This window comes from Antarctobacter sediminis (genome assembly GCF_019218285.1).
GTDB lineage: Bacteria > Pseudomonadota > Alphaproteobacteria > Rhodobacterales > Rhodobacteraceae > Antarctobacter > Antarctobacter sediminis.
On record NZ_JAHUZG010000001.1, the window covers coordinates 396,612 to 409,932 of the forward strand.

Consider the following 13,321-nt stretch of genomic DNA (forward strand, 5'->3'; position numbering starts at 1 on the left):
GGACCGCGCCGCATGATCGTACCCTTTCACGTCTCGGAAATGTTGCGGCGCGTGCGTCAGCGGATCACGCAAAGCGGGGGGCTGCCGGGAACCGTTCCGCACAAGGACAAGGGGCGCAACCTGCGGATTTCTCCCAAGGTGACGGAACAGACGGTTGCGCGCCTGCACCGGGATCTGGCGCTGGACGCGGGGGTTCGGGACAGGCTCTTTGATGATCAGACACGCGCTGACCTTTCGCACTATGCAGCCAATATCGAAAACATGATCGGCACGGTTTCGATTCCGGTCGGGGTGATCGGTCCGCTACGGATCAACGGAGTGAACGCCGATGGCGACTATCCCGTGCCGCTGGCCACATCCGAGGCGGCGCTGGTCGCCTCCTATGGGCGCGGTGCAAAGGCGGCCAACAGGGCGGGCGGCATCAGCACCGCGGTCCTCTACGAAGGCGTGCTGCGCAGCCCGGCCTTTGTCTTTGACACGCTGGTCGAGGCCGGACAATTCGTCGATTGGGTCGTGTCCGATGTGGAGGCATTGAAACAGCGCGCCGAGGCGACCACCGCCCATGGCAAACTGGTGTCGCTGGAACCGGTGATCGACAATAACGTGGTCTTTCTGTTGTGCCGGTTCACCACGGGCGACGCGGCGGGTCAGAACATGGTGACATTGGCCACGGATGCGCTGTGCCGCCATATCGCCGATCGCTGCCCGTTCCGCCCGCGCCACTGGTATGTCGAGGGCAATTTCTCGGGTGACAAGAAGGCGTCGGCCCTTGGCATGATCACCGGGCGCGGGCGCAAGGTCAGCTCCTCTGTCGTCCTGCCGCCCGAGGTGGTCGAAACCCTGTTGGGCACCAGCATAGACGCAATGCTGGATTATGGCCGCGTGGCGAACCTTGGGGCGCTGCTTTCAGGGCAGTTCGGGGCACAGGCGCATTTCGCCAATGCGCTGGCCGCGCTTTACATTGCCACCGGGCAGGATGCCGCCTGCGTGGCCGAAAGCGCCGTGGGCTTTACCCGGATGGAACGCCGCGACGCGGGGCTGTTCTGTTCTGTCACCATGCCCTCGATCCTTGTGGGCACTGTCGGCGGCGGCACCGGGTTGCCAACCCAATCCGCCTGCCTTCAGATGATGGGTCTGAAGGGCGCGGGCCATGGCGAAACGCTGGCCGAGATCGTCGCCGCGACCTGTCTTTGCGGCGAGATCTCTATCGTGGCGGCCATGGCCTCGGGCAGTTTCGTGTCCGCCCATGAAAAGCTGGCGCGGCTGCGATGACAGGCTGGCAGCGGTTCCTGATCTACCAGAAAGAGCGCTTCCCGCTTGCCAAGACCGCGCCGTTGTTGGCGGTGTTTTCCGGTGCCAGCATCACCTTTTCGGCGGTTCTGGCGGACCGGCCGCTGCCGGGGGCGGGCCAGTATGCCGCCGGTTTCCTGATCGCGATGATCCTGTTCTTCCAGATGCGCGCCGCCGATGAATGGAAGGACCGCGAGATCGACAGGCTCTACCGGCCCGAACGGCCGATCCCGCGCGGGCTGGTCAGGCTGCACACGGTGCTATGGGCGGCGGTTGTCCTGATGCCGGTCGCGGGGCTGGCGGCTGTCGGCATCGGCTGGGGTGTGCTTGCCCTTTTGCTGATGACTTGGCTTTGGCTGGCGGCGATGACGGTTGAATTCGGCGCGCCGGAATGGCTGCGCAACCGGATGCTGATCTATCTGGCCAGCCATATGATGATCATGCCGATCATGGACTTGCTGCTGACCGGGATCGAATGGGTGGGGCAGGGCGGTCCCGCACCGGGTCTATGGCTGTTCCTTGCGCTGTCCTTCGTCAACGGCTGCGTGCTGGAAATCGGGCGCAAGACATGGGCACCCGAGGCCGAGCGGAAAGGCGTGGAAAGCTATTCCGCGCTTTGGGGTCCGGCGCGCAGCGCGTGGATCTGGTTGGGCTTGGTGGCACTGGCCGCGCTGTTGCTTTGTGGCGTGGGCATTGCCTTGGACGCGATCTGGCCGCTGGCGGCTGTGGCGCTGGTGGGGCTGTCCGGTGCGGCGGGTGTCGCGATTGGCTTTGCCCGCGCGCCCAGCGTCAGGGGCCAAAGCCGTCTGGACGCGGCGGCGGGGCTTTGGGTTCTGATCTGCTACGCGGCGGCGGGCTTTCTGCCGTTGATGCTGCGCGGGGTGACATCATGACGGGCGTGATCGCAGCAGCGCAGGCGCAGGACCCGCAGGTGGTCGGCGGCAAGGCGGCGGCCTTGTCGAAATTGACCGCCGCCGGGTTCGACGTGCCGCCTTTTCTTGTCCTCACCGATGCGGCCTTTCGCAACGCCGGAAATGACCTGAGCGACACCGCCGCGCGGGCATTGCCCAAGGCGTTGGCGGCACTGGGGCCGGGGCCCTACGCCGTGCGTTCCTCTGCCCGGGCCGAAGACGGGGCCGAGGCCAGCCACGCAGGCCAGTTCGACACGGTGCTGAACGTCGCCGCAGAAGCGTTGGAGCAAGCGGCGCGGCAGGTGCGTGCCTCGGGGCTTGCCGACCATGTGGCCCGCTATCGTCTGGATCGCGGCGTCGAAGACGCAGGTCTGCCGGCCGTATTGGTGCAACAGATGGTGCCCGCCCGTGTGGCCGGGGTCGGCTTTTCCGCCGATCCGGTCAGCGGGCGGCGGGACCATGCGTTGGTCTCTGCCGTTGCGGGATTGGCCGACAGGCTTGTCAGCGGTGAGGTCGACGGGGAAAGCTGGACCCTCGACCGGGACGGGCAGGTTGTCGAGGCCCCCGCCGCCGCGCCCCGTGTTCTGACCGCCGACGAGGCTGTTGAGGTCGCCGCGCTGGCCCTGCGGGCCGAAACCGCCTTTGGCTCCCCGCAGGACATCGAATGGGCCTATGACGGGGCGCGTCTGTTCATGCTTCAGGCCCGCCCGATCACCACCGGATTGCGCCCTGTTCCGATGCCGGATCAGAGGCTGGTGGTGCTGGACAATTCCAACATCGTCGAAAGCTATCCCGGTCTGGTCAGCCCGCTAACCTACAGTTTTGCCGCCTATTGCTATAACCGCGTCTACCGGGCCTTCGTTGCGCTGCTGGGACTGCGCGGGGAACAGATCGACGCGCATTCCGCCGTGTTCGACAACCTTCTGACGCGCGTCGACGGGCGCGTCTATTACAATCTCGGCAACTGGTATCGGGCGCTGGCACTGTTGCCCGCCTTTTCGCTCAATCGCGGCTACATGGAAACCATGATGGGGGTGGACAACCCCTTGCCCGAGGAGTTGACCGACCGGCTGGCGCCGCCCCCGGCCAAGGGCTGGGGCAAGGTGGCGGCGCTGTTCAATCTGGCACGCGTTGCGGGCGGGCTGCTGCGCGAGGCCCTGCGCCTGCCGGGGACGAAACGCCGTTTCATGGCGCGCCTGCAAGAGGCGCTGGAGGATGGCGCCGACACCGACCGCAGCCTGACGGAACTGGCCGCGATGTACCGACGGATCGAAGCCACGCTGCTGGACCGTTGGGATGCGCCTTTGGTGAATGATTTCCTCTGCATGATGGGATTTGGCGCGTCGCGTGGCCTGTTGCGGAAATGGGCCGGTGACGCCGGTCTGGAGTTCCACAACGACGTGATGATCGGGCAGGGCGGCATCGTCTCGGCGGAACCGGCGCGACGGATTGCGGAGATGGGGCGCATGGCGCGTGACAGGCCGGGCGCGGCAGAGGCATTGGCGCAGGGGCGTGATGCGCTGCACGCCTTTCCCGAACTCGATAGCGCCGTGGCCGCCTATCTGCGTCTTTTCGGGGACCGCTGTACCGAGGAATTAAAGCTGGAAAGCCTGCCGCTGACCGAGAATCCCGCACCCCTTCTGGCGGCCATTGCCAGCGCAGCCCGTCGGGAAACCCCCGCCGAAGGCCGCCGTCACAGCCCGGACTGGGCCGGGTTGATGCCGGGTCGCCCGCTGCGGCGCGGTCTGGCGCGGGCCCTGACCGTTTGGGCGGCGGCGCGGGTCCGGGACCGCGAAAACCTGCGCTTTGAACGCACGCGGATCTTTGCACTGGCGCGCCGGACCTTTCTTGCCATGGGGCGAGAGTTCCATGCACTTGGCTTGATTGACGATCCGCGCGACGTCTTGTTCCTCACCGTCCAGGAGGTGATGGGCGCAGTCGAAGGCAATGCGCTGGGGGATGATCTTCGCGCCTTGGTGACACAGCGACGCGCCGAAATGGAGGCCAGCACCCGGCGCCCGGCGCCCCCCGAACGGATCGAGCTGCGCGGCGCAGTTGCCGCCCATGCCCCCGGACAGGCCAAGAGCGATGCGGCACCCACGGGCGACAGCCGCACAGGAACAGGCTGTTCCAAGGGAACGGTCACCGCCCGGGCCCGCGTGATCCGCGACCCGGGCGCAGAGATGTTGGAACCGGGCGAGATCCTTGTGGCTTCGAATACCGATCCGGGCTGGATCGCGCTGTTCGCCGGAGCTTCCGCCATCGTGGTCGAGCGCGGCTCGCTCCTGTCGCATTCCGCCATCGTCTCACGCGAGATGGGCATTCCCTGTGTCGTGGGCATCCGAGACGCAACCCGATGGCTGCAAACCGGTGACGTGATCACGGTCGACGGGGCCACAGGCCATGTGAGCAAAGCCGATGGATGACCGCCGCATCGACCAACGTGCCTCGTTCGAGCGCATCCGCTATGCGCAGGCATGGGAAGACGCCGATGTACTGACGCAGGCCATGGGCGAGGTGCGCGGAGGGGAACTGGTGGCGGTCTGTTCCTCTGGCGACAACGCGCTGGCGTTGTTGTTGTCCGATCCGGCGGCGGTCCATGCGGTGGATATTTCGCCCGCGCAGATCGAATGCCTGAACCTGCGGTTGGGGGCCTATGCGGCGCTGACCCATGCCGAATTCCTTGAACTGATGGGCGCGCGCGCCAGCACCCGCCGCGCCATGCTGTTGTCCCGCGCGCTGTCGGATGTCTCTGACCAGACGCGTGCCTTCTGGGCCGATCTGACGCCTCAGGTCGAGGCCTATGGCGCAGGCGGGGTGGGCAAGTTCGAGGGTTATTTTCGCCTGTTCTCGCGTTTCATGCTGCCGCTGGTTCACAGCCGTGCCACCATTGACGGAATATTCGAACCCCGTGACCCGGCGGCGCGGCAGGCATTCTTTGACACGCGGTTCGACACATGGCGCTGGCGCCTTTTGGTCAAGCTGTTCTTTTCCCGTGCCGCCATGGGGCTATTGGGGCGCGACCCGGCCTTTTTCGAACATGTGCAGGGCAGCGTGGCCGACCATGTCTTTTCGCGTCTGCGCCACGCCGGGATCGACACCGACCCGTCGCAGAACCCCTACCTGCATTGGATCATGAAACGGTGCCACGGCACCGCGCTGCCATTGCCTTGGCGGGCCGAAGCCTATGAGGTCATCCGCCACCGGCTTGACCGTATCCGCCCGCATCCGGGCACGGCCGAGACGCTGAATGTGACAGATGCGGCGGGGTTCTACCTGTCTGATATCTTTGAATACATGTCGCCGGATCTGGCGGCGCGGGTTTATGGCCGGTTTCTGGACATGGCCCGCCCCGGCGCGCGGCTGGTCTATTGGAACATGATGGCGCCGCGCCGCGTGCCCGCAGCGCTGGCGGAACGGGTTACGACCCTGACGGACCTGGAAACCCGTTTGAAAGCGCAGGACAAGGCGTTTTTCTACTCTGATTTCGTGGTCGAAGAAATCCGATGACAGTGATTTGGCAGACCGCTCTGGCGCTTGGGCTGATCCTTGGCCTGCTGGGGATCATGACATGGCTGTCCCGCCATGCCCGCGACCACGATTGGCACCCCGAACTGGCGCGCAAGATCGTGCATGTGTTGGCCTCGGGCCTTGCCATCCCTTTGCCTTGGTTATTCGTCGATGACTGGCCGGTGTGGCTGGTGTTGGGGCTGGCGCTATTGGCCATGACGGCGATGCGCACGCCGTTGCTGCGCGGTCCTGGCCGCGCTCTGCATTCGGTCGAGCGCAAGTCATGGGGCGACGTGTTGCTGGTGGTTTCGGTCGGCCTGTTGTTCCTGCTGCATGCGGCGCATCCGGTTCTTTATGTCCTGCCGCTTGCGGTTGTCGCACTTGGAGATGCCGCCGCCGCCCTTGCAGGCAGCGCCTATGGCCGCACCTTTTACCTGACCCCCGATGGCCGCAAGAGCGTCGAGGGCAGCACGATGTTCTTTCTCGTGACGGTGATCCTCGCCATGGTCTGCCTGCTGCTTCAGACCGACATGGCGCGCACGGATTTGATCCTTGCCGCTTTCAGCATCGCCCTGTTTGCCACGGTGATCGAAGCCGACAGCTGGGCCGGGCTGGATAATCTCTTTTTGCCGATGGGAGTGTTTCTGTTCCTCTTCAACTTCATCGGCTGGCCCGGAGAGCCGGGCTTGACGCGCGTGCTGGGCCCGCTGGTGGCGATGCCTTTGGCCTATGGGCTCAGCCGCGGGGCCGGGGCCTCGCCACAGGTGGCGCGCATTCACGCGGTGGCGCTGTTCATGATCCTGTCGGCGGTGCATGTCTGGAACGCGGTTTTGCCGGGGCTTGTGCTGTTGGCCCAGGCGCTGGGGGCAGGTCGGAGAGCGCGGCCCGACGGCGACCGGGGCGCGCTGAACATTGTCACGGGGCTTGCGGCCTTCAGTTTTGCCTTTCTGGCGATCGAAGTGCCCTGTCGTGCCAGCGGGATCAATTTCTACGGTTTCGGCTGTGCCGCGGTTGCTGCCGGTCTGCTGGCGCATGGGCTGCCTCGGATGACGCAGGCCTTACGCCTTGGGGCTGCTTTGGCGGCGGCTGGCACATTGTGGTCGCTTTGGGTTCTGCTGACCGGACTGAATACCGGCACCACCGCGTGGCACGGAACACAGGAAATCGAAGCCGCTGTCGTGATCGCCCTGACGGCGCTGTTGCCGGTGCTTTGGCCTGCATTGTTTCACCGCAAGGCCGAGGTCCGGATATCGCTGCTTGGGGCGCTTCCGGCGCTATGCCTATATGGGGGCCATTGTCTGTTGATCGGGGGAGGCGGCGCATGAGCGGCGAGGCACGGAAGTCCGACGGCGCGCGCGCCAAGCTTTATCTCGACGGCCCTCTGTGGGAGGGCGCGCCCGCGGCCACCATCGGCGATTTCAAGTGCGACAGCGCAGAAGAGGGCGCGGCCCTTCTGCGCGACCTGTGCGGGGAAATGAAAGCCGGGGGCGTGACCCGCGTCCTTGGTCCGATGAACGGCGACACATGGCACAGTTACCGCCTTGTCACCGAAAGCGACGGCACGGCCCCCTTCCTGATGGAACCGAAAAGCGGCCCGCATGACCTTGCGGCCTTTGAGGCGGCGGGTTTCACCCCTGTCTCGCACTATTTCTCGGCCCATGTGGCGCCCGAAACCGGAATCGGGCCGCAGCCCGCGCCCATGCCGGGGATCGAGATCGCCAATTGGGACGGCAGCGCCCCCGAAGCGCATTTCGCCGAGGTCCACGCGCTGTCCTCGCAGGCCTTTTCGGGAAACGCCTTTTACCAGCCCATCGGGTTGCAGGACTTTCTTGCGCTTTACATGCCTTTTGTGCCGCTGCTGAAACCGGACCTGATCTTTACCGCCCGCGACACGGCGACAGGCGCGCTTTTGGGCTATCTGTTCGGCATTCCCAACTATGGGCACGGCGCGTCACCGGAACAGGTCATCCTGAAAACCTATGCCAGCCTGCGCCATGGTCTTGGGCACCACCTTGCCCGTGCCTTTCACATCCGCGCCCGCGACATGGGATTCCAACAGGTGATCCACGCGCTGATCCATGACGACAACGCCTCTGCCGACCGCAGCCGCCGCCACGGGGGGCAGGTCTTTCGCCGCTACGCCCTGATGGGACGACATCTGGATGACTGACCTCGCCCGGCGGTTCTCGGCCGTGGCGGCCGAGCAGGGTGCGCGCCCGGCGCTGGTCGCCCCGGGTGCAAGCATCAGCTTCGCCGAACTGGAGCGGCGCGCCGCCGCTTTCGCCGCCACCTGTGCGCGACGTGGCATCGCCAAGGGGGACCGCATCCTTGTCGCCATGCCGGTGGGGGTCGATCTTTACGTGGCACTGGCCGCCTGCTGGCGGCTTGGGGCTGTCGCGGTCTTTCCCGAACCGGCGCTGGGGCTTGCCGGTCTGCGCCACGCCATAGCTGTCACCCGCCCCCGGGCGCTGTTCGCCAGCGGGCTATATCGCCTGATCCGTTTCCTGCCCGCGCTCTGGTGTGCGCGGCGTCTTGCACCCGGTCAGCGGGACAGGGGCCATGTGGACTCTGTGAACCTGACGCCCGAGGACCCGGCGCTGATTTCCTTTACCTCCGGCTCGACCGGTGCGCCCAAGGCGATCCCGCGCAGCCACGGCTTTCTCACCGCGCAATATCAGGCAGTTGCCCCGCTGCTGGCCTCTGACGGGGCGGAAAACGATCTTGTGGCCTTTCCGGTCTTTGCGCTGGTCAACCTTGCCGAGGGGCGGCCAAGCGTTCTGCCCAACTGGAAACTCACCCGCCCCGAAGCGGTCACGCCCGCTGCGCTGGCCGGTTGGATCAGGCAGACCGGCGCAACCCGCGCGCTGTTGCCGCCCGCGCTATGCGAAACCCTTGCGCAAGCCGATCTGCCGCGCGCGTTGCACAGCGTCTTTACCGGCGGCGGGCCGGTCAAACCGGCGCTGGTGGATCGGTTGCGGTCACGCAATCCGGGGCTGCGGGTGATCTCTGTCTACGGCTCGACAGAGGCGGAACCGATCGCCGATCTGAACTGGGACGAAGTCAGCGCGGCCGACCGCATGGCCATGGCCGGGGGCGGGGGTCTTCTGGCCGGGCCACCCGTGGCAGGGACCGACCTGCGCATCGTCGAGGATGAAATCCAGGTCGCCGGGCCGCATGTGAATGCCCATTACCTCGACCCCCGGCACGAAGAAGGCACAAAGGTGCATGAGGGCAACCGCACATGGCATCGCACAGGTGATGCCGGGCGGCTGGACGAACAGGGGCGGCTTTGGCTGCTGGGGCGGCACAGCGGTGTGGCGCAGGGGCGCGATGGGCCGCTTTACCCTTTTGCGGTGGAGCTGGCGGCGGAAAGCTGGCCGGGGGTGCGGCGCGCGGCGCTGCTGCCCACACAGGCGGGGCCGGTTCTGGTCTACGAAGGCACGGCAGAGGCGTGCGCCGAACGCGCGCGTGCCCTTGGGATCGATCGGGTGCAGCGCGTCGCGGCGATCCCGCTGGACAGGCGCCACCGGTCCAAGGTCGATTACACGGAATTGCGCCGTCAGGTGGAGCGCGCAACAGGTTGAACGGGCAGGGAGTGCAGCAATGGATATTCTGGTCAAAGGGGGCGTGCTGCCCGACGGCAGGCAGGCGGATATCGCCATCACCGGCGGCATCATCACGGCAGTGGAACCGGGCATTACCGCCGAGGCGGGGCAGGTCATCGACGCCAGCGGCAAGCTGGTGTCCCAGCCTTTTGTCGATGCGCATTTCCATATGGACGCGACGCTGAGCTATGGCCAACCGCGGGTGAATGCCTCGGGCACCCTGCTGGAGGGGATCTCGCTCTGGGGGGAGTTGAAACAGATCCAGACGCGCGAGGAAATCGTGGCGCGCGCGCTGACCTACTGCCGTCAGGCCGTGGGCAAGGGCATCCTTGCCATCCGCAGCCACGTGGACGTGACCGATCCGAATTTCCGCACGGTCGAGGCGCTGCTCGAGGTGCGAGAGGCGGTGCGCGAGGTGCTGGACCTGCAACTGGTCGCCTTCCCGCAGGACGGCTGGTATCGCGCGGCGGGGGCCGAGGCTCAGGTGATCCGCGCGCTGGATGCCGGTGTCGACGTGGTCGGCGGCATCCCGCATTTCGAACGGACCATGGCGGATGGCGCGGCCTCGGTCCGGGCGGCCTGCGAACTGGCGGCGGAACGCGGCCTGCGCGTCGACCTTCATTGCGACGAAAGCGACGACCCCCACAGTCGCCATATCGAGACACTCGCCGCCGAGACCCTGCGCTGCGGCTTGCAGGGCCGGGTGGCAGGGTCGCACCTGACCTCGATGCATTCGATGGACAATTACTATGTCGCGAAACTCCTGCCACTGATCGCCGAGGCGCAGGTGGCCGCCATCCCCAACCCACTGATCAACATCACCTTGCAGGGCAGGATGGATACCTATCCGAAACGGCGCGGGCAGACGCGCGTGCCGGAACTGCGCGCCGCCGGGGTGACGGTGGCCTTCGGGCAGGATTGCGTGCGCGATCCGTGGTATCCGCTGGGCTCGGGCGACATGCTGGAGGTGGCGCATATGGGGCTGCACGTGGGCCTGATGACCGCGCCGGACCAGATGCGCGCGGGGTTTGGCATGGTGACGGAGAGCCCGGCCCGGATCATGGGGCTGGACTTCGGCCTGACACCGGGCGCGCGCGGCAGCCTTGTGATGCTGGACGCCCCCGATCCGATCGAGGCGCTGCGGCTGCGCCCGGCGCGTCTGGCGGTGGTTTCGAACGGGCGCGTGGTGGCCCGGACGGAACCGGCCCGGACCGAGGTTCTGGCGGAGTTCTGAACCCGCGCAGCCGAGCGCATGGCCTGCGTCCCCTGCATCTTTGCCAACCGCAGCGATTGGTGGTGATGTCAGGCCAGAACAGCCTCCCGTGCATCGGCCCGGATCATATCGGCGGCCTTCTCGGCGATCATGATCGTCGGTGAGTTGGTATTGCCCGAGGTGATCCGGGGCATGACAGAAGCATCCACCACCCGCAGCGCGCCGATGCCCTTGACCCTCAGGGCACCATCGACCGCGGCGCCATCATCAGTGCCCATCCGGGCGGTGCCCACCGGGTGGAAAATCGTCGAGGCGATCTGTCCCGCGCCCTCGGCCAGTTCGGCATCGGTCTGATAGCCGGGGCCCGGTTTGAACTCTTCGGGGAGATACCGGGCCAGCGGACCTTGTTCCATGATCCGCCGCGTCAGCCGGATCGACCGGGCCGCCACCAGACGGTCGCCTTCGGTCGAGAGGTAGTTCGGCTGGATTTCAGGATGCACCATCGGATCGGGCGAGGTGATCCGCACATGCCCCCGGCTTTCGGGCCGCAGGTTACAGACACTGGCGGTGATCGCGTCAAAATCATGCGGGGACTGGCCAAAGGCCTCCAACGTGACGGGCTGGACGTGATATTCAAGGTCCGGCGTGGCCACGTCCGGCGAGGAATAGGCAAAGGCCCCCAATTGGCTGGGCGCCATCGACATGGGGCCGGATCGGGTGGCAAGATATTCCAGTCCGATCTTGGCCTGTCCCCAGAGCGAAGCGGCCATGGTGTTCAGCGTCTTGGTGCCCTGCACCTTGTAGGCGCAGCGGATTTGCAGATGGTCCTGAAGGTTGGTGCCGACGCCGGGCTGATCCAGAACCGTCTGGATCCCGTGCGTTTGCAACAGCGCGCCGGGTCCGATCCCTGACAGTTGCAGGATCTGGACAGACCCGATGGAGCCTGCCGACAGGATGACCTCGCGCCGGGCATGGGCGCGGGCCGGGGTGTTGCCACGGCGGAACTGGACACCGGTGGCGCGGCGGCCCTCAAGGATCAGGCGTTCGGTCTGGGCGTGGGTGGCCACCTCAAGGTTGGGACGGTTCCGCGCCGGGCGCAAAAAGCCCTTGGCCGTGCTCCACCGCCAGCCGGCGCGCTGGTTGACCTTGAAATAGCCGACACCGTGGTTGTCGCCACGATTGAAATCCTCGGTCTCGGGAAGGCCCGCGGCGACCGCGGCCTCTTTCCATGCGTCAAGAATATCCCAGCGCAGGCGTTGTTTTTCCACCCGCCACTCGCCGCCCTGACCATGCATCTCGTCGGTTTCGAAATAGTCTTCGGACTTTTTGAAATAGGGCAACACGTCGTCCCAGCCCCATCCGGTCAGTCCCATCTGGCGCCAGCCGTCGTAATCCGCCGCCTGTCCGCGCAGGTACAACATTCCGTTGATCGAGGAACAGCCGCCCAGCACCTTGCCGCGCGGGTACAGCAATTCCCGCCCGTTCAGCCCGTCGCAGGCGGCGGTCTTGTAGCCCCAGTCGGTGCGCGGGTTGCCGATGCAGTAAAGATAGCCGACCGGGATATGGATCCAGTGGTAGTTGTCCTTGCCTCCGGCCTCCAGCAGCAACACGCGGGTATGCGGGTCTTCGCTAAGGCGGTTGGCCAGCACACATCCCGCGCTGCCCGCGCCGACGATGATGTAGTCATAGCTTCCCAGATCCTGCATGGCCTGCCCCCGTTGTCGTGCCGTGTTCCGCAGTATGGGCAAACGGGCAGGGCCGGAGCAATCTGCAAAAACAGTCAATCAGTGTGTGTTTTCGTTCAGGATTTTGCTGGATAGGGTGGTGGTGAAAGGATCTGCCATGACCGATGATCTGGATTGGACGGATGTCCGCTATTTCCTTGAAACCGCCCGCGCGGGCCGGTTCAGCGGCGCGGCCCGCCGTCTGGGGGTCAGTCACACGACGGTGGCGCGCCGGGTGTCGCGGTTAGAGACGGTGATGCGCAACCGCTTGCTGGAACCGGGCGAGGCGGGGCTGATCCCGACCGAGGCGGGGACCGCGCTGATCCCGCTTGCCGAACGGATGGAGCTGCAGGCCGCGCAAGTGCTGGACCGGTTGCAGCGCCCCGGCGCGCTGACGGGACGGGTGCGGATCGGCGCGCCGGACGGGTTTGGCAATGCGGTGCTGTCGCGCATTCTGCCCGGTCTGACCCGGCAGGAGCCAGAACTGGACATCGAACTGGTCCCGGTGCCGGCGGCGCACAAGCTGTGGAACCGCGAAGTGGACATCGCCATCAGCCTTGATCGACCGGAAACCGGGCGGCTGGTTTTGCAAAAACTGACAGACTACGATCTGCGGCTGTATGCGGCACCGGGCTTTTTGCGGACGCTTTCCGCGCCACCCACCCGGGCAGACATGGAGCGTTTGCCCATGGTCGGCTACATCGACGAACTGCTGTACACCGAAGCGCTGGATTTCAACCGGCTGGTCCATCCCAATGCGCGGACGCGCTACAAGGCCGCCACGGTTCAGGCCCAGATGCGGGCCATCGAAGAGGGGGTCGGGCTGGGGGTTTTGCCTTGTTTCATGGCCCGTGACAGCGACCTGGTCCCGGTGTTGCCGCAAGTGATCACCTTTGCCCGGGCCTACTGGCTCTTGTGTTCCGAGGCGGATCGCGAAATTGCACGCATTCGGCGGGTGATCGATTTCTTGCGGGATGAAACCCGGAAACGCACCGAGATATTCAGGTTTGACGGCTGAACCCCGGCGCGGCACGGCGGCCGCGACAGACCCTCGAAGGGGGGCAAAAC

General features: G+C 65.9%; 10 protein-coding genes. 9 read left to right on the forward strand and 1 reads right to left on the reverse strand.

Features of this window, described 5'->3' with window-relative positions; genetic code table 11:
• Positions 1–12: 12 nt before the first annotated feature.
• The 8 genes from KJP30_RS01945 to KJP30_RS01980 are packed head-to-tail and all read left to right on the forward strand — an operon-like array spanning position 13 to position 10,550.
• Positions 13–1,272 (forward strand): hydroxymethylglutaryl-CoA reductase, encoded by a 1,260-nt coding sequence (locus tag KJP30_RS01945; protein WP_218447292.1) that lies wholly within the window; start codon positions 13–15, stop codon positions 1,270–1,272.
• On the forward strand, positions 1,269–2,183 hold the full coding sequence (locus KJP30_RS01950) for a UbiA family prenyltransferase (protein ID WP_218447293.1): 915 nt from the start codon (positions 1,269–1,271) through the stop codon (positions 2,181–2,183). Before KJP30_RS01945 ends, KJP30_RS01950 begins: the two co-directional genes overlap by 4 nt.
• Complete coding sequence (locus KJP30_RS01955) at positions 2,180–4,627, forward strand: PEP/pyruvate-binding domain-containing protein (protein WP_218447294.1); 2,448 nt, start codon at positions 2,180–2,182, stop codon at positions 4,625–4,627. Before KJP30_RS01950 ends, KJP30_RS01955 begins: the two co-directional genes overlap by 4 nt.
• The gene (locus tag KJP30_RS01960; RefSeq protein WP_218447295.1) at positions 4,620–5,711 is read left to right on the forward strand and encodes a BtaA family protein; all 1,092 of its coding nucleotides are present in this window, start codon (positions 4,620–4,622) and stop codon (positions 5,709–5,711) included. Before KJP30_RS01955 ends, KJP30_RS01960 begins: the two co-directional genes overlap by 8 nt.
• Positions 5,708–7,036, forward strand: a complete 1,329-nt coding sequence (locus KJP30_RS01965) for a hypothetical protein (protein ID WP_218447296.1) — start codon at positions 5,708–5,710, stop codon at positions 7,034–7,036. Before KJP30_RS01960 ends, KJP30_RS01965 begins: the two co-directional genes overlap by 4 nt.
• Complete coding sequence (locus KJP30_RS01970) at positions 7,033–7,881, forward strand: hypothetical protein (RefSeq protein WP_218447297.1); 849 nt, start codon at positions 7,033–7,035, stop codon at positions 7,879–7,881. The genes KJP30_RS01965 and KJP30_RS01970 overlap by 4 nt, the downstream gene beginning before the upstream one ends.
• On the forward strand, positions 7,874–9,295 hold the full coding sequence (locus tag KJP30_RS01975; RefSeq protein ID WP_218447298.1) for an AMP-binding protein: 1,422 nt from the start codon (positions 7,874–7,876) through the stop codon (positions 9,293–9,295). The genes KJP30_RS01970 and KJP30_RS01975 overlap by 8 nt, the downstream gene beginning before the upstream one ends.
• A gap of 19 nt (positions 9,296–9,314) precedes the next feature.
• On the forward strand, positions 9,315–10,550 hold the full coding sequence (locus tag KJP30_RS01980; RefSeq protein ID WP_218447299.1) for a cytosine deaminase: 1,236 nt from the start codon (positions 9,315–9,317) through the stop codon (positions 10,548–10,550).
• 68 nt (positions 10,551–10,618) lie between these two features.
• Here KJP30_RS01980 and KJP30_RS01985 read toward each other — a convergent pair whose 3' ends face one another.
• A complete protein-coding gene (locus KJP30_RS01985; protein WP_218447300.1) occupies positions 10,619–12,235 on the reverse strand; it encodes a GMC family oxidoreductase in 1,617 nt (538 codons plus the stop codon).
• 136 nt (positions 12,236–12,371) lie between these two features.
• On the opposite strand from KJP30_RS01985, the gene KJP30_RS01990 reads away from it, so the two are divergent.
• On the forward strand, positions 12,372–13,271 hold the full coding sequence (locus tag KJP30_RS01990) for a LysR family transcriptional regulator (RefSeq protein ID WP_218447301.1): 900 nt from the start codon (positions 12,372–12,374) through the stop codon (positions 13,269–13,271).
• Positions 13,272–13,321 lie beyond the last annotated feature (50 nt).

Coding starts and splice junctions, on each gene's coding strand:
- KJP30_RS01945 (WP_218447292.1), top strand. CDS start 13: ATGATCGTACCCTTTCACGTCTCGGAAATGTTGCGGCGCGTGCGTCAG.
- KJP30_RS01950 (WP_218447293.1), top strand. CDS start 1,269: ATGACAGGCTGGCAGCGGTTCCTGATCTACCAGAAAGAGCGCTTCCCG.
- KJP30_RS01955 (WP_218447294.1), top strand. CDS start 2,180: ATGACGGGCGTGATCGCAGCAGCGCAGGCGCAGGACCCGCAGGTGGTC.
- KJP30_RS01960 (WP_218447295.1), top strand. CDS start 4,620: ATGGATGACCGCCGCATCGACCAACGTGCCTCGTTCGAGCGCATCCGC.
- KJP30_RS01965 (WP_218447296.1), top strand. CDS start 5,708: ATGACAGTGATTTGGCAGACCGCTCTGGCGCTTGGGCTGATCCTTGGC.
- KJP30_RS01970 (WP_218447297.1), top strand. CDS start 7,033: ATGAGCGGCGAGGCACGGAAGTCCGACGGCGCGCGCGCCAAGCTTTAT.
- KJP30_RS01975 (WP_218447298.1), top strand. CDS start 7,874: ATGACTGACCTCGCCCGGCGGTTCTCGGCCGTGGCGGCCGAGCAGGGT.
- KJP30_RS01980 (WP_218447299.1), top strand. CDS start 9,315: ATGGATATTCTGGTCAAAGGGGGCGTGCTGCCCGACGGCAGGCAGGCG.
- KJP30_RS01985 (WP_218447300.1), bottom strand. CDS start 12,235: ATGCAGGATCTGGGAAGCTATGACTACATCATCGTCGGCGCGGGCAGC.
- KJP30_RS01990 (WP_218447301.1), top strand. CDS start 12,372: ATGACCGATGATCTGGATTGGACGGATGTCCGCTATTTCCTTGAAACC.